This is a genomic window from Pseudomonas sp. Teo4, from assembly GCF_034387475.1.
In the GTDB taxonomy this organism is placed as follows: Bacteria; Pseudomonadota; Gammaproteobacteria; order Pseudomonadales; family Pseudomonadaceae; genus Aquipseudomonas.
The window spans coordinates 2,083,718-2,100,606 of the sequence record NZ_JAXCIL010000002.1 but is presented as its reverse complement, the minus strand read 5'-3'; the positions used below and the strand labels follow the sequence as shown (position 1 = coordinate 2,100,606).

At 63.1% G+C, this 16,889-nt stretch carries 15 protein-coding genes; 5 read left to right on the top strand and 10 right to left on the bottom strand.

Annotated features, from left to right (window positions below; translation table 11 throughout):
* Positions 1–15: 15 nt before the first annotated feature.
* The gene (locus PspTeo4_RS26005) at positions 16–804 is read right to left on the bottom strand and encodes a hypothetical protein (RefSeq protein ID WP_322366597.1); all 789 of its coding nucleotides are present in this window, start codon (positions 802–804) and stop codon (positions 16–18) included.
* Between the two features lie 200 nt (positions 805–1,004).
* Between PspTeo4_RS26005 and PspTeo4_RS26000 the strand changes: the two genes are divergently transcribed.
* Positions 1,005–1,469, top strand: coding sequence for a multidrug transporter (locus tag PspTeo4_RS26000; RefSeq protein WP_322366596.1), 465 nt, complete (start codon positions 1,005–1,007; stop codon positions 1,467–1,469).
* Positions 1,470–1,621: 152 nt separating this feature from the next.
* Positions 1,622–2,446 (top strand): SDR family oxidoreductase, encoded by an 825-nt coding sequence (locus PspTeo4_RS25995; RefSeq protein ID WP_322366595.1) that lies wholly within the window; start codon positions 1,622–1,624, stop codon positions 2,444–2,446.
* Between the two features lie 133 nt (positions 2,447–2,579).
* Here the strand turns inward: PspTeo4_RS25995 and PspTeo4_RS25990 are convergent, their stop codons facing one another.
* The 4 genes from PspTeo4_RS25990 to PspTeo4_RS25975 all read right to left on the bottom strand — a co-directional run bounded on the left by PspTeo4_RS25990 (position 2,580) and on the right by PspTeo4_RS25975 (position 7,787).
* Positions 2,580–4,028, bottom strand: coding sequence for an efflux transporter outer membrane subunit (locus PspTeo4_RS25990; RefSeq protein WP_322366594.1), 1,449 nt, complete (start codon positions 4,026–4,028; stop codon positions 2,580–2,582).
* The gene (locus PspTeo4_RS25985; protein ID WP_322366593.1) at positions 4,025–5,086 is read right to left on the bottom strand and encodes an HlyD family secretion protein; all 1,062 of its coding nucleotides are present in this window, start codon (positions 5,084–5,086) and stop codon (positions 4,025–4,027) included. Before PspTeo4_RS25985 ends, PspTeo4_RS25990 begins: the two co-directional genes overlap by 4 nt.
* Positions 5,087–5,114: 28 nt before the next feature.
* Positions 5,115–6,656 (bottom strand): MFS transporter, encoded by a 1,542-nt coding sequence (locus tag PspTeo4_RS25980; RefSeq protein WP_322366592.1) that lies wholly within the window; start codon positions 6,654–6,656, stop codon positions 5,115–5,117.
* Between the two features lie 222 nt (positions 6,657–6,878).
* Positions 6,879–7,787: a LysR family transcriptional regulator gene (locus PspTeo4_RS25975; RefSeq protein WP_322366590.1), complete on the bottom strand. Its 909-nt coding sequence runs from the start codon at positions 7,785–7,787 to the stop codon at positions 6,879–6,881.
* A 242-nt stretch (positions 7,788–8,029) separates the two neighbouring features.
* Between PspTeo4_RS25975 and PspTeo4_RS25970 the strand changes: the two genes are divergently transcribed.
* Complete coding sequence (locus PspTeo4_RS25970; protein WP_322366589.1) at positions 8,030–8,488, top strand: universal stress protein; 459 nt, start codon at positions 8,030–8,032, stop codon at positions 8,486–8,488.
* 296 nt (positions 8,489–8,784) lie between these two features.
* Here PspTeo4_RS25970 and PspTeo4_RS25965 read toward each other — a convergent pair whose 3' ends face one another.
* From PspTeo4_RS25965 to PspTeo4_RS25950, 4 genes are read right to left on the bottom strand one after another with little or no spacing between them, the layout of a single operon-like run.
* Positions 8,785–9,645 (bottom strand): HlyD family secretion protein, encoded by an 861-nt coding sequence (locus PspTeo4_RS25965; RefSeq protein ID WP_322366588.1) that lies wholly within the window; start codon positions 9,643–9,645, stop codon positions 8,785–8,787.
* Between the two features lie 10 nt (positions 9,646–9,655).
* A complete protein-coding gene (locus tag PspTeo4_RS25960; RefSeq protein WP_322366587.1) occupies positions 9,656–9,856 on the bottom strand; it encodes a DUF1656 domain-containing protein in 201 nt (66 codons plus the stop codon).
* Entirely contained in the window at positions 9,846–12,023 is a 2,178-nt protein-coding gene (locus PspTeo4_RS25955; protein ID WP_322366586.1) for an FUSC family protein, read from the bottom strand. Before PspTeo4_RS25955 ends, PspTeo4_RS25960 begins: the two co-directional genes overlap by 11 nt.
* On the bottom strand, positions 12,020–13,546 hold the full coding sequence (locus PspTeo4_RS25950; RefSeq protein ID WP_322366585.1) for an efflux transporter outer membrane subunit: 1,527 nt from the start codon (positions 13,544–13,546) through the stop codon (positions 12,020–12,022). The genes PspTeo4_RS25955 and PspTeo4_RS25950 overlap by 4 nt, the downstream gene beginning before the upstream one ends.
* A gap of 180 nt (positions 13,547–13,726) precedes the next feature.
* Here PspTeo4_RS25950 and PspTeo4_RS25945 point away from each other — a divergent pair, with 180 nt between their 5' ends.
* Together PspTeo4_RS25945 and PspTeo4_RS25940 are read left to right on the top strand one after the other, a co-directional pair.
* Entirely contained in the window at positions 13,727–14,674 is a 948-nt protein-coding gene (locus PspTeo4_RS25945; RefSeq protein ID WP_322366584.1) for a LysR family transcriptional regulator, read from the top strand.
* A gap of 180 nt (positions 14,675–14,854) precedes the next feature.
* On the top strand, positions 14,855–15,829 hold the full coding sequence (locus PspTeo4_RS25940) for a D-glycerate dehydrogenase (protein ID WP_322366583.1): 975 nt from the start codon (positions 14,855–14,857) through the stop codon (positions 15,827–15,829).
* Positions 15,830–15,935: 106 nt separating this feature from the next.
* Here PspTeo4_RS25940 and PspTeo4_RS25935 read toward each other — a convergent pair whose 3' ends face one another.
* Entirely contained in the window at positions 15,936–16,838 is a 903-nt protein-coding gene (locus PspTeo4_RS25935; protein WP_322366932.1) for a DMT family transporter, read from the bottom strand.
* Positions 16,839–16,889: the final 51 nt, after the last annotated feature.

Here is a 16,889-nt window from a genome sequence, read left to right as displayed (position 1 = left end):
TTTCATTGGAAGGGATTACTTGAGACGCCAGTCGACAATCAGCTTGCCTTCGCTAACGCTGTATTTATCCTCTCCCAGCGAGAATGAATAACTGAATTTGAATGAAAGCAGCACATCCTTCTCAAAGGAAAACTCGGTAATATTTAGGCCCTGCGCAACGTAAACCCCGCCATCAACTACCGCCAAAGCATTCACGGCACCTTCATGACTGACCCGAAAGTAGGCGCCAAGCTGCGACAGGCCGCCGTTCAGGTCACGCTCTTGAGTTACCCAAATTTTATACGCACTGTTAACTTCGTCGAAGCCTACAGAGATAGTATCCGCTTTGAATTCAGTGTTTTCAGAAAGCTCCGGAGTGAGACTGGCGAATGCGCTGAATCTCAGATCAATAGTCTCGACTTCACTCTCAGAATTGATATTGAAGCTGCCGGCTTTTACATCAAACGGTAGGCCATTGTGGTCGTTCCCTGCGAATGAAAAACTTGCCGAGATTGCCTCCGTGCTCGACCAATCCTCTATCACCAGTTTTCCAGATTGGGCATCTCCTCCACCGCTAACGCCAAGATGCGCCCAAACTTTCTGTTGGTCTTTAGGCAGAATCGGGTGACTACCTGCCTCAAGGCCACTAGGAAAACCGATATAAACAAATGGTTCAATACCGATTGCCTCATCATCAATCCCGAGAATGCCGAACCCAGGTTGATAGTCGATGGTGCTGGCCTTGAACGCTTTGCCCGAAGGCAACGTTGCTTTCATACTTCCAGTAAAGCCGCGCTGCTTGATACTTACTTTTTTCATCGTCATGTTCTTAATCACCTTTGGCACTTAGGGCGAAAGACCCTTACGTAATAACACTAAGACGAAAGAACATTCACCGATACTAGCAAAACTGCCAGGCTCGCTTCATGAAGAGTTGCTTTGACCACGGGAGCCATCACCGTCCTTCAAGCTGGGTCGATTTACCGCTAGGATGGACAAACCTGTGTATTGAAGGTCACTGACAGATGCTTATCGGCGCCGCTCTGATCCTCACCTGGCTGGTCCTGCTCCTGCGCTACCCGGCCAAGGCCCTGCCGATTTCCATGGCCGCCGTCTGCGGCTTGGGCCTGGTTACCCTTTGGGTCGCCTGGCAGGACAGCCGCGAAACCTCGCAACTGGCACGCCTCGACCTGCGCCTGAACTACGCTCCGGAACAATGCCCCGCCGACCGTGCACTGCGGGTGACGATGAAAAATGGCAACGATGTCCCACTGACCGAACTGCGCTGGCGTGTTGGCGCCTATGCGCCTGGCGACACCGTGAACCTTGCCGAGAATACCTACAACGCACCACGCTACCGTGGCCCGGGTGAGTTGCAGCCGGGAGCCGAGTGGAGCGACTGCCTGCCGCTGCCGCCACTGCGTTCCGGTTATCGGCCGCAGACGCTGGAGTTTCGGGCGGAACATCTGCAAGGTACATTCGCTAACTGATGTGTCATCTGGTCTGGCCCCATCGCCGGCAAGCCGGCTCCCACAGATACCGCGCAGTTCTTGCGATCTACGCCATTCCTGTGGGAGCCGGCTTGCCGGCGATGGGGCCAGTACAGACGACATAACCTTGACTCCAATCAAAGGCCCACTCCATGCCCACAGTCCTGATCACCGGTTGTTCCAGCGGCATTGGCCGCGCCCTGGCCGACACCTTTCGCGACGCCGGCTACGAGGTCTGGGCCACCGCCCGCAAACCCGAAGACGTGGATCAGCTGCTGGCAGCCGGTTTCGCCGCACGGCAACTGGATGTGAATGACAGCGATGCGCTGAAGCGTCTGGCCGATGAGCTGGAAGACCGCCATGGCCGCCTGGACATGCTGATCAACAACGCCGGCTACGGCGCCATGGGCCCGTTGCTCGACGGTGGCGTCGATGCCCTGCGCCAACAGTTCGAAACCAATGTGTTCGCGGTGGTGGGCGTGACCCGCGCGCTGTTCCCGCTATTGCGCCGTGCCCGTGGGCTGGTGGTGAATATCGGCAGCGTGTCAGGTGTGCTGGTCACCCCATTCGCAGGTGCCTACTGCGCTTCGAAGGCTGCAGTGAACGCGTTGAGCGATGCCTTGCGCCTTGAATTGGCGCCGTTTGGCATTCGGGTGATGGAAGTACAACCGGGAGCAATTGCCTCGCAGTTCGCCAGCAATGCTCAACGTCAGGCGGATCAGGTACTGGCGGCTGACTCGGCGTGGTGGCCATTGCGTGAGTATGTGCAGGCCCGGGCACGGGCGTCACAGGACCGGCCAACGCCTGCTGCGGTGTTCGCCAAAGGGGTGCTTGGGGCGACAGGCAAGCGTACAGTGCCTGCCGTTGTGCGGTTGGGCAATGGCAGCACGGCGCTGCCGTTGATGGCCCGGTTGCTGCCCCGGCGGCTGCTGGACTGGGTGTTGCGCAAGCGGTTCGGGCTTTTGCGTCCGCTTTGAGTTTGTAGTGAAAACCTGAGGGGCCGCTTCGCGCCCCATCGCAGGCTGTCGCCAGCTCCCACGGCGAACTGCATTGCCTTGCTCTGTGGGAGCTGGCGACAGCCTGCGATGGGGCGCAAAGCGGCCCCAATCATCACACCTTCGGCGGCTGCGTATCGAACGCCTGCCAGCCACCGCCCAAGGCTTTGTACAGCCCCACCAATGATTGGGATACCGCCGCCGAGCTGTCGATCCACTGCTCCTCACTGGCCAACAGTGCGCCTTGCACCGTCAGCACATTGAGAAAGTCCACCGCCCCTTCCACGTACTGGCGCTGAGCTGTCTCCAGGGCAATGCGGTTCTGCCGCACCGCCTCGGCCAGGTGGTCGCGGCGCAATTGGCTGGCGTTGTACAAGCGCAACACATCGTCGATTTCATGCCAGGCACCGAGCACAACCTTGCGGTAATTCAGCGCGGCTTCCTGTTGCTGTGCTTCACGCAGTTCCAAAGTGCCCTTGAGCCTGCCGCCCTCGAAGATCGGCAGGGACAATTGCGGACCGAACGCGAAACGCCGCGAATCCCAGGCACCGAAGTCCGACAGTTGCATGGCCTGGAAGCCCATGCTGCCCGACAGCCGAATACTCGGGTAGAAGTCGGCTTTGGCCACTCCAATGCTGGCCGTGGCGGCATGCAGGCGTGCTTCGGCAAGGCGGATATCCGGGCGCCGCTCGGCCAGCTCGGATGGCAGGCCAATGGCGAAAGTCTGCTGCGGCGTCGGTAGTTCGCCCCCCTCCAGCAACTCGGCCTGCAAGCTGCGTGGCGGTTCGGCGGCCAGCAGACTGAGCGCGTTGATCAGGTCATCGCGCCTGGCTTCGAGGCTGGGCAGGCGCGCCTCGATGGATGCCACCTGGGCGCTGGCCTGGGCAACATCGAGCCGGGTGGCCACCCCTTCGGCCTGGCGGTCTTGAGACAGCTTCAGGCTGTGTTGCGCCACCTTGAGATTGTCCTGGGTCACCGCCAGCGTGTGCTGCACGGCGCGTAGCTGGATGTAGTTACCCGCGGTTTCGGACAACAGGGCCAGCAGCACACCGCGACGATCATTCTCGGCGACTTCCACCGTGGCATCGGCAGCCTCGACCTGACGGCGCACGCGCCCCCACAGGTCCAGTTCCCAACCCGCGACCAAGTCGCCCTGCCACAGGTTGAACGCCGACTTGCCCGCATTGCCGGACGGGTCGCTCAGGCCTTCAGCACTGTTGCGGGCACGGCTGTAGCCGGCGTTCATGTCCACCGACGGTGTTTCATCAGCAGCCACCGTGCTACGCAGCGCGCGGCTTTGCAGCAGACGTGCGCTGGCCATCTGCAAGTCGAGGTTGCGCTCGGCGACCTTCTGGATCAGGGCACTGAGGCGGGCGTCGTGAAAGGTATCCCACCAGCGCAGTTCCATCGGTTCGGCCTGTGGCTGGCTCGCTGCGGCTTCACCCTGCAAGGGCGCCCAGTTCTGCGGCGCCTGGCTGTCCGGGCGCTGAAAGTCCGGGCCCATGGTGCAGCCGGCCAGAAGCACAGCCAGCAACAGGGGGCTCAAACGCAAGGCCGGTTTCATCGTGCGCTCACCTCTTTGCCTTCAAGCTTGTCGCCATGGGTGTCGATGGTCGCCTCCACCGACATGCCCACGCGCAGCCGAGCAAGCAGTGGCTGGCCGTCGTCGAACACGATCTTCACCGGAATACGCTGCACCACCTTGGTGAAGTTGCCAGTGGCGTTGTCAGGCTTCACGGCGGCGAAGGTCACCCCGGTGGCCGGGGCGATGCTTTCGACATGGCCTTTGAGGGTTTCACCGGAAAAGGTGTCGACACTGATACTCACTGGCTGCCCAGGTTGCACATGGGTCAGCTGGGTTTCCTGGAAGTTGCCGACCACATAGGCGTGCTGCAGCGGAACCACCGACAACAGTCGTGCACCCGGGTTGACGTAGGCACCGACACGCAGGGCGCGCTCGCCGACCATGCCGTCAATCGGTGCGGTGATCCGGGTATAGGAAAGGTCCAGTTGGGCTTTCTCCAGGCCCGCCTCGGCACGCTTGAGCTGACCATCGGCACTGGCGACCTGTGCGGTGAGAATATCCACCTGCTTGCGCGTAGCCACCAGGGCAGCCTGGGCATTGGCCAGGCGGGCGCGGGCCTGGTCGACGCGGCTACGCGCCTGCTGGGCGTTTTGTACGGTGCCAGCGCCCTGCTCGGCCAGGCGGCTGTAGCGGTTGACCTCATGGTCGGCGAAGGCTGCTTCGGCCTGCGCGGCTTTCACCGCTGCTTCGGCCTGGGCAATCAGCGCTGCCTGGCGCTCCAAGGTGGCGCGGGCATCGGCGCTTTGCGCCTTGGCCACCAGCAGCTGCGCCTGTGCGGCATCGAGAGCGGCCTGGTAGTCGCGGGCATCGATGGTCGCCAACAGTTGGCCGGCCTGAACCTGCTGGTTGTCTTCCACCAGCACGTCCTTGATGAAGCCGGCGACCTTGGGTGCGACCACGGTGTAATCGGCGATCACATAAGCGTCATTGGTGCTCTGGCGGTGGTCGCTGCCCAGCATCCAGGGGCCGACGATGCCGGCCAGCACAGCAACGGCCAATACCGAGCCGATCACGATTGTCTTGCGGTTGTTGCTCATTTTCAGCGGTCTCGAATTCATCCAGGGTTCAGGCCACCGCACGCGGCGGGTAGACCCGGGTAGGCACGAAAGGAATCAGGCAGATCAGCGCCACGGCGATGCAAGCCATCACCAGGTAAAGGTCAGCGGAGGTCAAAACCTGCGCCTGTTCGTGAATGCGCTTGGCCAGGCCTGCGGTGTTGTCGTCGATCAGCGGGGCATTGCCCAGGCTGTCCACCAGGTGGTTGGAATGGAAATGCCGACGCAGGGTGCCCAAAGCATCCAACAGGCCGGCGGCGATCACGGCGGCCAGGCCTTTGACGGTGTTGAACCAGCTCGATGCGAACGGGCCTTCCTGCGGGGTCATGCCGTTGGTGGATAGCATCAGCAGCGGCAGTACCGCCATCGGCTGGCCGAACACCTGCAGCAAGTAGAACGGGTAGAAATCGCCGCGTATCCACTCGGAAGTGATCAAGCTGCTGCCAACACAGGACACCGCGAGCATGGCCAGCCCGATGGCCAGCACCCAGCGGCAGTCGACCGCGCGGATGTTGCACAGCGCCGCCGTCAGCGGCAGGGCGATCAGTTGCGGCATCGCCACCAGCATCATCAGCGGGCTGGTCTGTGCGGGGCGATAGCCCTGGATCTGTGCGAGGTAGGCTGACGGGATGCTGCCCACGCCAGAGAGTACGATCAGCACGCCGGCCAAGGTCAGCAGGGCGAAACTCAGGTTGCGCCGCTGCAGCATGCGCAGCTGGAAGAACGGCAGGGGCTCGGACCATTCGTTGTACATGAACAGCACCAGCAACAGCAGGCCACCGCCCAGCAGCCAGCAGATCAAGGGCGAGTCGAACCACCCCCAGCGGTCGCCCAGCGACAGGCCCAGGACAATGCAACTGATTGCCGGCAAGCCCAGCACCACGCCACGCCAGTCGAACTGCTTGAAGCGCTCCAGGCGCAGCGGGTCCTGCGGCAAGCCCCAGCCGACGCAGAACATGGCCAGGGCCGAGGGCAGGATGATCTGCCAGAACGCCCACTGCCAACCGACATATTCGGTCCACAGCCCGGCCAGCGGCGTGCCGAGGTTGGGGCCGAAAGTGGCGGTCAGGGCATAGCAGGCCAGGCCATAGACCTTGATGCCGGGCGGCAGAAAGCGCAGCGCTACGCTCATCAGCATCGGTGGCAGAGCGCCCGAAGCGAAACCTTGAAGGATGCGCAACAGCATCAGACTGTGCAGGTTCGGGGCGAACGGCTGGAGCAAACCGAGCACGGCGAACAGGCCAACCGCCGTCATGGTGAAGCGGCGCAGGGAAAAGGTGGTGGCCAACCAGGGGGAGAAGGCCATGGCCGACACCGAAGCCGCGCTGTAGACGGCCAGCAGCCAGGCGCCCTCGTCGGCACCGATGCCCATGGCGCCGCGAATATCGGCCAGGGATATCTTGGTCACCGACTCGTTGAGGCCGGCGCACAACACCGCCAGCAATACACCGAACAGGCCCACCACCACCCGCAGGCCAAACGCCGTCTGCGCAGGCGCGGCCGGCGCTGGGGCAGCGGCTATCGCGGTGGCGGGCGCGGACAGGGAACTCACAGGCAGACATCTCCAGCAACAAATTTTGGGCTGGAGGAAGTCTAAGAAAGTCGAATGCTGACGAAAATCGACTTATTGGCAGTTTTATGTTGCGTCAGACGCAATCGGCAGATCGGTGTCGTTCTTTTCGCGGGTAAACCCGCTCCCACAGGGTACCCACTGCCCTCAGGAGGTGGAGAACCTGTGGGAGCGGGTTTACCCGCGAAAAGAACGACGCGAGTATCACGGATCGACGCTGCAACAGGCCTTCAGGGTCTGGCGTAACCAGCGGTGCGCCGGGTCGTTGTGAAAGCGCGGGTGCCAGGCCTGCATCACGTTCACCCGCTCCAGCGGCACCGGGATTTCGAACGAGCGCAGCGGCAACCCCAACTTATCCACACTACTGAGGATATTGGCCGGCATCGGCAGAATCAGGTTCGAATCCGGCAGTGAGAACAGCGCCGAGTGGAAGCTGGGCGTGATCAACGCCACCCGCCGCTGCACCTTGAAATTGGCCAGTTCGACATCGATCGGCCCGTTGGCCCGGCCACGTCGCGACACGCTGATCTGTGGATAACTGGCAAAGCTCAGCGGCGTGATCGGTTGCTGGAAAATCGGGTGCTCGCTGCGGGCCAGCCCGATGTAGTGGGTATGGAACAGGCTCTGCACCTTGATTTCCGGCCCCAGGTCCACGGTCGAACTGATGATCAGGTCGGTACGCCCATCGCGCAGCACGCTGTCGTCATCGCCGCCGGGGCTTTCCGGCACGAAGCGCAACACCGTGCGCGGCGCCTGCTCGTGCATCTTGTGCAGCAGCCGGGCGCCGTACAGGGCGATGAACAAGTCATTGGTGCGGATGTTGAAGGCCCGGTCGAGGCTTGGCAGGTCGACATCGTCGCCGCTGCGAAACACCTGCCCGGCCTGTTCCACCAATTGGCTGACCTGCTCGCGCAGGGCCAATGCCCGGGGTGTCGGCACCAGGCCACGGCCGGCACGCACCAGAATCGGGTCACCCAGCGCATCGCGAATCCGCCCCAGGGTTCGGCTCATCGCCGCCGGGCTCAGGTTCATGCGCTGCGCCGCGCCCACCACGCTGCCTTCATCGAGCAACGCGTCGAGGGCGACGAGCAGGTTCATATCCGGGAGTTGCATGGCTGTTTTCCGTGACAGCTGTGGGAACAGTCATGTTAACAGGTCGTACGATTGCACCAGACGCAATGCGGCCGTGCGTGGTGGGGCATTTATCTTGGCCTGCGGATAGGCCATAAGGGATGCAGTGGCTGTACCGACCCTATCGCCGGCAAGCCGGCTCCTACAACGGCTGCGTCGTCCTTGTAGGAGCCGGCTTGCCGGCGATGGGGCCATTACAGGCAACCTCATCAAGGAAACCCCACATGCCTACCCCCGTCCTGATCGCCATCGACGCCTCCCCCGCCTCCACCGCCCTGCTCGCTCTGGCCCAACGCTACTGCCGCCCCGACGAACACGAGCTGCATGTGCTGCTGGCCATCGATTCAACCTTCGCCGTACACGACAAACCCGCGCCCTACACCGCCGAAGAACTGGAGGAATACCCCGCCGCCTGCGAGGAACAACGCCTGGGCGACCGCGCCGTGGCCGAGGCTGTGGATGCCTTGCAAGCGGCCGGTTTTGCCGCTCAGGGCTGCATGGTTGCTGGTCAACCTGTCGAGGCGATTGTCGCCAAGGCTCAGGAACTGAAATGCGAGCTGATCATCATGGGGCACCGCCATCTGTCGCGGTTGGGGCGGTTGCTGGACCCGTCGATCAGCGCGAAGGTGATTGATCGGGTGGAAATTCCGGTGTTGGTGGGGGCGGCCTGCATTGAGCAATGAAGGTGCCTGTCGCGGCATTTGCAGTGCCTGTGGGATCGAGCGCCGCCCGCGCGGCGCATCGCGAGCAAGGCTCGCTCCTACGTTTGTTTCGGGCCAGTTATGCCTGTGCGATTTGCGCGCGACCGCTTTGGTGCACGAAGCGATATAGAGTCGTACAAGCAAGGCGGTCGCGCGCGCCTGTCACAGGTGTTATTGGCCGTAAACAAACGTAGGAGCGAGCCTTGCTCGCGATGCGCCGCGCGGGCGGCGCTCGATCTCAAAGGCGCCACAAATGCGGTGGCTAGCCCATCCCCACTTCACTCCGCGCCCGACTTCACCACCACCGTACAAGTCGTCCCCGCCGCCAGCAAATACCCCTCCGGCACTTCATCAATGTGAATCCGCACCGGCACCCGCTGGGCCAGTCGCACCCAGTTGAAGGTCGGGTTCACATCGGCGATCAGCTCGCGGCTCTGCGGGTTGTCACGGTCGTAGATGCCGCGGGCGATGCTCTCTACATGGCCCTTGATGCGTTCGCCGCTCATCATCTCGAGCTCAGCCTGGTCACCCACCTTCACATGGGGCAGCTTGGTCTCTTCGAAGAAGCCATAGACCCAGAACGAGTTCTCGTCGACCACCGCCATCACCGCCTCGCCGGTGCGGGCATAGTCGCCTTTGTGGATGTTCAGGTTGGTCACGTAACCGTCCACCGTGGCCACGATGTGCGTGCGTTTGAGGTTCAGCTCGGCAGCCGCAAGCTCGGCCTGGGCCTGCTGGTAGTCGGCCTGGGCGGAGTTGGCGATGTTGCTGGCGTCGTCGCGGTTTTCCTTGGAGATCACCAGGTTGTCCATGTCGGCACGGCGCTTGGCGTTGACCTTGCGCATTTCCCAGGTGGCCTTGCGCGAGGCGACCAGCGCCTTGGCCTGGTCGACCGCCAGCTGGTAGTGCTCTGGGTCGATCTGGATCAGCAGGTCGCCTTTCTTGACTCGCTGGTTGTCCTTGACCGGCACGTCCACCACATAGCCGGGCACGTCGGCGGCGACGTTGATGATGTCGGCACGCACGCGGCCGTCACGGGTCCACGGCGTGGTCATGTAGTGCTTCCACAACTGGTGGCCGATCACCACGGCGGCGGCCAGCACCAGCAGGGTGGCGATCAAGCTGAAGAACTTTTTCATCGAAGGATTCTCACCAGTAGAGAGACAGCGCCATGGCGCCGAACAAGCAGACGAACAGGCTCAGGCGCAGCAACGCCGGGTGCCAGAAAAAACGGTAGCCATCGTGGCTGGCGATGAACCGGTCCAGGCCCCAGGCCAGGCCCAGGGCAAACAGGAACATCAGGGTCATGGTGGGCATGTACACGCCATGGAAGGCGATTTCACGGGGCATGGTGCAATCCTTTCGCCGGGGCCAGCGGCGACTGTGGGTCGAGCAGGGAGGTACGGATGAAATGCAGGTAGCTCTGCACCCGGCGCAGCACCGAAGTGTCGAAGTGCCGGGCGAAGGGTTCGTCGGTGGCCTGCACGCGGCTGATGGCGTGGTCCACCGCCACCAGGGCGCGTTCGTGATTGCTGGCACTTGGTTGCAGGAACAGCCGGGCCAAAGCGCGGCCCATCACGCGGATCGCCTGGCGCCAGGGCTGCGATTCGGCGTAGGCCGGGTGCACCGGGGCACGGGCCTGTTCCTTGCGCAGTTCGATAACGGCGTGGCCGACTTCCAGCACCACGAACATCCAGCGCATCAACTGGCTTTGCACCTCGGGCTTGCCGGCCGCAAGGCCGTAGGCTTGGTGCAACAGGTCGCGGGTACGGCTTTCGAAGGCGCTGCCCAACCCGCGCAGGCGCCCGCCGATGGCGAACAGCACCTGCGCGCGCAGGTCTTGTTCCAGGCGGCTCCACAACCAGCGGCTGTTCGGCGGCAGGATGATCGCCCCCGCAGCCGCGCAGGCCAGCATGCCGATGACCATGCCGATGTAGTCGTTGATGAAGGTGTAGGGGTTGTAGGTGGTGAGGTTGTTGGGCACCGAGCCGATGGAGAAGAACACCAGCAAACCCAGGCCATAGCCGGCATAGGCCGGACGCGAAGCGAGGAATGCGCCCAGCACGAACACCGGCGCCAGAACCATGCACAGCAGCGGGAAGCCGTCGATCCAGGGGAACACGAAGAATGTCTCGTAGAAGCCGATGCAGGCGCCGAGCATGGTGCCGCACGCCATCTGGAACGACATGCGCTTGGGGTTCGGCGAAGCGGCCGACAGCCCGACCGTCACCGTGGCGACCAAGGTCATCATCGCGCCGCTGGGCCAATCGCTGAGCAACCAGAAGCTGCCCAACAGCAACAGCACAGCCGACGCCCGCACGCCCGCGGCCAGCGATACCAGCCAGTTGGTGCGCGACACGTAGGGCTCATCCCACTGTTCACGCGCATGGTTGTGCGCCGCCAGCGATGCGTGGGTTTCGGCGTAACTGAACATCTCGTCGACGAGCCGGTACAGCAGCTCGAACGCGGTGTGGAAGTCCAGCAGGTCGGACTCGCTGGGGTCAGTTTTCAGGTAGTCGGCGCGCAGGCCTCTTACCTGAGCTTGCAGACCTTCTTTATAGGCCGCCAGCTCCAGCGCCAGACGCAGGGCATCGGCATCGGTCAAGGCCCGGCCAACATAGGGGTCGAGCAGTTTGGCCAAGGTCTCGATTCCCGGTTCGATGGCGCTGACGATCTGCAGCGGCCCACGTGCACGCAACCGTTCGAGCAGGCGATTGAGGGCGTTAAAACGTGTGGTGATAGCCATGAACTCGCTGTTCATGCGTACCAGCCGGCCGCTACGCCGGCGCATGTGCGGGTCTTCGAACGCGGTGACGTTGCGCAGGCTTTCCAGGCCCACCGCTTCGGCGACAAAGCGCACGTTGCTGGCTTCGAAGCGGTCACGCTGGCTTTCGCCGCGCAGTGCCTCGACCATGACCCCAGCAAACACGCCAAAACGCTGGTACAGGGCATTGCGCATGGCAGCACTGGCCGACTGCGGCAGCACGGCGGCACTCACCAGCGTCGACACCAGAATACCCAGCGAAATCTCCAGCGCCCGCCACACGGCGGCCATGAACGCCTGGTCAGGGTGCTCGAGCACTGGCAGGCCGATCATCGCCGCAGTGTAACCGGCGAGTACGAAGCCGTAGGCGCGGAAGGTGCGGTAGCGCATGGCACCGGCCGAGCACAGCCCGACCCACACCGCCAGGCAAGGCAGGAACAACTCGGTGTTCTGTGGGAACAGGGCAATCAGCGTGATCATCATCGCCGAGCCGGCCAAGGTGCCGAGCACCCGGTAGAAACTCTTGGCGAATACATGGCCGCTTTGCGGCTGCATGACGATGAACACGGTGATCATCGCCGTGCGCGGTTGCGGCAACTCCAGGCGCATGGCCAGCCACAGGGTAATGAAGGCGGCCGCGATGATCTTGAAGATGTAGACCCAGGTCACCCCGTCGGTGCGCGCCCAGGCAAAGAAACCCCGGCGCCACTCAAGGCTTTGCAGCCAGCGCAGGGGTAAGCTCGATGTGCTCATTCAGCGTGTTCCGGCTTGTCGAAGATGGCCAGGGTGGCCGGGGTTTTCGGCGCGGCCTGACGCGCTTCGTCCGGCACGTCTTCGCCTGCCCCCAGGCCGCCGCCCAAAGCGGTGACCAGCTCGGCGTGGGCAGCCAGTCGGGCGGCCTGCACCTGCTGCTGCACCTGTTGCTGACGGAACAGCAAAGTCTGGGCGTTGAGCACATTGAGGTAATCGGTCAGGCCACGCTGGAAGGCGACCATGGCGATGTCGTAGGTTTTCTGCGCGGCGGCCACGGACTCGGCGGCGAAGTGCGACTGCTCTTTCATCGACTCGCGGCGAATCAGCTGGTCGGAAATGTTCTTCAGCGCACCGATCACCGTCTGGTTGTAGCGCGCCACGGCCACGTCGTAGCCAGCGGAAGCAACGCCCAGCTCGGAGCGCAGGCGGCCACCATCGAAAATCGGCAGGCTGATGGCCGGGCCTACGTTGTAGTTGAACTTGCGCCCGGTGAGAAACTCCAGCGGGCCGCCGCCGGTGGCCATGAAGCCGAGGCTGCCGACCAGGTCCACGTTGGGGAAGAAGCCGGCGTGGGCGACATCGATACCCCGCGCCTGGGCCGCCACTTGCCAGCGGCTGGCTACGACGTCGGGCCGCTGGCCGACCAGTTGGGCTGGCAGGGCTGACGGCAGCTTGAGGTCGGCGCCCAGGGTCAGGGTCGGCCGCTCGATGCTGGCGCCCTCCCCTGGGCCCTTGCCGGCCAATGCCGCCAGCTGGTTGCGGGTCAGGGCGATTTCTTCGTTGAGGCTGTCGATCTGACGATGGGTTTCAGGCAGCGGCGCTTCGGCCTGGCTGACTTCGAAATGAGTCCCGATGCCTGCGTCCAGGCGGCGCTGGGCCAGGGCCAGAATCTGCTCTTGCTGCTCGAGCTCGGCCTTGACGATGTCGCGTTGGGCGAAGTGAAGGCTCAGTTGAATGTAGGCGCGCACAACATTGTTCTGCAGCTCAAGCTGGGCTTGGCGGGCCTCGGCCACACTCATGTGCGCCTGGTCCACGGCCTGCTCGCTGGCATTGCGCTCGCGGCCCCACAGGTCGAGGGCATAGCTGAAGCCGATGGCCGCGTTGTTGTCCCAGGTGTTGGCACCCGACAACGCGCCTGGACCATAGAACTGGTCCTCGGGCCAGTTGTGGCGCTTGAGCGTCGACTGGCCATTGACCTGAAGTTTTTCCGCCGACTCGACCACACCCGCCATGGCCTTGGCTTCGCGCACTCGCGCGGCGGCCATGGCCATGCTCGGGCTACCGGCCACGGCCAGGGCGACCCAACGGTCCAACTGCGGGTCGCGATAGGCGTGCCACCACTGCTGATCGGGCCAATGAGCATCGGTGGCGGCTTCACGGATGGCCGCGTCGGTGGTCAGGGTATTGGCTTGCAGTGTCTTGCTTTTCGGGGCAATGCCCCAGGTTCCGATACAGCCGCTCAAGGCGAGACTAAGGGCACAGACGCTGAACGCCTGAAGCGTTCCGATGATGCGACGCGGCACAGCTGCGATTTCCCGAGGAAGAAGTGGAGAGGCTGGGCAATTCTAGGGGGCGGCCGCACTGGCGATAAGCGCATATTCCTGCGAATCTTTGTTACCAAAACGGCGATAATCCGGCTTTGGTCGAAGGAACATTTGCGTTACTTCATGTCACAATTTTGTCCTCTACATCGAGAGTGACCCATGGACACCCTGCAAAACATGCGTGCTTTCAGTTGCGTAGCCCAGCTAGGCAGCTTCACGGCTGCCGCCGCGCAGCTCGATACGACCACCGCGAACGTCTCGCGAGCGGTCTCCAACCTGGAAGCCCATCTGCAAACCCGGCTGCTCAACCGCACCACCCGGCGTATCGCCCTGACCGAGGCGGGCAAGCGTTACCTGATGCGCTGCGAACAGATTCTTACCTATGTGGAAGAAGCCGAAGCCGAAGCCAGCGACGCCCACGCCCGCCCGGCCGGGCAACTGAAAGTGCACTCGATGACCGGCGTCGGCCAGCACTTCGTGGTCGATGCCATCGCCCGCTACCGCGAATCGCACCCGGATGTGACCTTCGACCTGACCATGGCCAACCGCGTGCCGGACTTGCTCGACGAGGGCTACGACGTGTCCATCGTGCTGGCCAGCGAGCTGCCTGACTCCGGGTTCGTCTCCCAGCGCCTGGGCATCACCTACAGCATTGTCTGCGCCTCGCCGGAGTACGTGGCCAAGCATGGCTTTGCGCACAAGCCAGTCGACCTGCTCAAGCACTCTTGCCTGCGCATGGTCAGCCCGGTGATTCCGCTGGAAAAATGGCTGTTCGATGGCCCGGAAGGCCAGGAACTGGTCAACATCACCACTTCGCCGTTCCAGGTGAACTCCGCCGATGCGATGAAAACCGCAATCCGTTGTGGCATGGGCATGGGCGTGTTGCCGATCTATTCGGTGATCGATGGCCTGCGCGACGGCAGCCTGGTGCGGGTGATGCCTGAATACCGCCTGCAGGAGCTGAACCTGTATGCGATCTACCCATCGCGCCAGTACCTGGATGCGAAGATCAAGACCTGGGTCGAGTACCTGCGCAATTCGTTGCCGGAGATTCTGGCAGCCCATGAGGCAGACCTGAAGACCCACGAACTGCAGATCGCCAACTGAAAAAGCTGCTGTGCCAGGGCGGTGGACAATGGTAGGTTGCTAACCAATGCCGGCCTCTTCGCGGGTAAACCCGCTCCCACAGGTATTTCACCATTCTCATGGACGGTGCTGAATCTGTGGGAGCGGGTTTACCCGCGAAGAAGCCACCACTGTCCCACCGCCTTGCAGAGAAGTAGCCCGATGAAAAAGACCGTCCTGGCCTTCAGCCGTATCACCCCGGCCATGGCCGAGCGCCTGCAGCAAGACTTCAACGTGATTCTGCCGAACCCCAAGCTCGGCGACATCAATGCCCAGTTCAACGAAGCCCTGCCCGAGGCCCACGGCCTGATCGGCGTCGGTCGCAAGCTGGGCCGTGCCCAACTTGAAGGCGCAGCCAAGCTGGAAGTGGTGTCCAGCGTGTCGGTCGGCTACGACAACTACGACCTGGACTACTTCAACGAGCGCGGCATTGCCCTGACCAACACCCCGGATGTGCTGACCGAAAGCACCGCCGACCTGGGCTTCTCGCTGATCATGGGCTGCGCCCGCCGCACCGCCGAACTCGATGCCTGGACCAAGGCCGGCCAGTGGCAGGCTACCGTCGGCCCGGCCCACTTCGGCACCGATGTGCACGGCAAGACGCTGGGTATCGTCGGCCTGGGCAACATCGGTGCGGCGGTGGCTCGCCGTGGCCGCTTCGGCTTCAACATGTCGATTCTGTATGCCGGCAACAGCCGCAAGACGGCCCTCGAACAAGAATTGGGCGCTCAGTACCGCAGCCTGGAGCAACTGCTGGCCGAGTCCGACTTCGTCTGCATCGTGGTGCCGCTGTCCGATGCCACCCGCAAGCTGATCAGCACACGCGAGCTGAAGCTGATGAAGCCAAGTGCGTTCCTGATCAACATTGCCCGTGGCCCGGTAGTGGATGAGGCCGCGCTGGTCGAAGCGCTGCAGGCGGGCACCATTCGCGGCGCCGGCCTGGATGTGTACGAGAAGGAGCCGCTGAGCGACTCGCCGCTGTTCAAGCTGCCCAACGCCCTGACCCTGCCGCACATTGGGTCGGCCACCGCCGAGACCCGCGAGGCCATGGCCAACCGGGCGATGGAAAACCTGCGCGCGGCGCTGCTGGGTGAGCGGCCGCGGGATCTGGTGAATCCACAGGTGTGGAAGCACTGACAGGCTTGCGCTGACTGAGCCAGCCTCATCGCCGGCAAGCCGGCTCCCACAGGTTCGACGATACCCCTGTAGGAGCCGGCTTGCCGGCGATGAGGCCGCCACCGCACTACCTGACCGCCACGGCCCCAGTCACTCCCCGAGCCTTCGGCTTGCGAAACACCAGCACATTCCCCGCCATCACCGCCACCAGCCCCAGCAACGCTGGCGCCGTCCACTGATACCCTTCCGCGAACGCCGACACGTTCAACGCCACCAACGGGAACAGCACCGTGCAGTAGGCCGCCCGCTCCGGCCCCATGCGCCCTACCAGGGTCAGGTAGGCGGTAAAGCCGATCACCGAGCCAGGAATCACCAGATACATCAGCGAACCGATGTAGCGCGCATTCCACTCCATGGCGAACGGAACACCACTGACCAGGCAATAAACCGCCAACATCGACGCGCCATAGACCATGCCCCAGGCGTTGGTGGTCATGGGCTTGAGCCCGGCTTTCTGCTGCAGGCTGGAGAGCATGTTGCCGGCCGAGAAGCACAGCGTGCCCAGCAGGGCCAGGCCCAGCCCGTACAAGGTCTCGCGGCTGGCCGTATGGCTGGACAGTTCAGGCCAGAACAAAAGGCCAAGGCCCAGCAAGCCCATGGCCCCGCCCGCCAGCACATTGCTGGCGATTTTCTGGCCGAAGAAGATCCGTGCGTTCAGCGCATTCCATAGGGTTGCGGTAGAGAACACCACGGCGATCAGACCGCTGGCGACCCACTGGCTGGCGGTAAGAAAGCACATGAAGTTGACGCAGAACAGGCAAAAGCCCTGGGCCAGGCAGATCAGGTGGCCGCGCCGATTCATCGGCTGCAGGCGGCGGGTGAGCAGGAGAATGGCGAACAGGATCAGGCCGGCCAGTGCGAAGCGGTAGACGATCGAGACCGGAATCGCGACCACACCCAGTTGCAACTTGAGGGCGATCCAGGTGGTGCCCCAGATCAGGACGGTGAGCAGGTAGAGGGACAGGTTCATCATGATACCTTCGATAGCAGGGCCGCCCTCTTCGCGGGTAAACCCGCTCCC

Coding starts and splice junctions, on each gene's coding strand:
- PspTeo4_RS26005 (WP_322366597.1), bottom strand. CDS start 804: ATGACGATGAAAAAAGTAAGTATCAAGCAGCGCGGCTTTACTGGAAGT.
- PspTeo4_RS26000 (WP_322366596.1), top strand. CDS start 1,005: ATGCTTATCGGCGCCGCTCTGATCCTCACCTGGCTGGTCCTGCTCCTG.
- PspTeo4_RS25995 (WP_322366595.1), top strand. CDS start 1,622: ATGCCCACAGTCCTGATCACCGGTTGTTCCAGCGGCATTGGCCGCGCC.
- PspTeo4_RS25990 (WP_322366594.1), bottom strand. CDS start 4,028: ATGAAACCGGCCTTGCGTTTGAGCCCCCTGTTGCTGGCTGTGCTTCTG.
- PspTeo4_RS25985 (WP_322366593.1), bottom strand. CDS start 5,086: ATGAGCAACAACCGCAAGACAATCGTGATCGGCTCGGTATTGGCCGTT.
- PspTeo4_RS25975 (WP_322366590.1), bottom strand. CDS start 7,787: ATGCAACTCCCGGATATGAACCTGCTCGTCGCCCTCGACGCGTTGCTC.
- PspTeo4_RS25970 (WP_322366589.1), top strand. CDS start 8,030: ATGCCTACCCCCGTCCTGATCGCCATCGACGCCTCCCCCGCCTCCACC.
- PspTeo4_RS25965 (WP_322366588.1), bottom strand. CDS start 9,645: ATGAAAAAGTTCTTCAGCTTGATCGCCACCCTGCTGGTGCTGGCCGCC.
- PspTeo4_RS25960 (WP_322366587.1), bottom strand. CDS start 9,856: ATGCCCCGTGAAATCGCCTTCCATGGCGTGTACATGCCCACCATGACC.
- PspTeo4_RS25955 (WP_322366586.1), bottom strand. CDS start 12,023: ATGAGCACATCGAGCTTACCCCTGCGCTGGCTGCAAAGCCTTGAGTGG.
- PspTeo4_RS25945 (WP_322366584.1), top strand. CDS start 13,727: ATGGACACCCTGCAAAACATGCGTGCTTTCAGTTGCGTAGCCCAGCTA.
- PspTeo4_RS25940 (WP_322366583.1), top strand. CDS start 14,855: ATGAAAAAGACCGTCCTGGCCTTCAGCCGTATCACCCCGGCCATGGCC.
- PspTeo4_RS25935 (WP_322366932.1), bottom strand. CDS start 16,838: ATGAACCTGTCCCTCTACCTGCTCACCGTCCTGATCTGGGGCACCACC.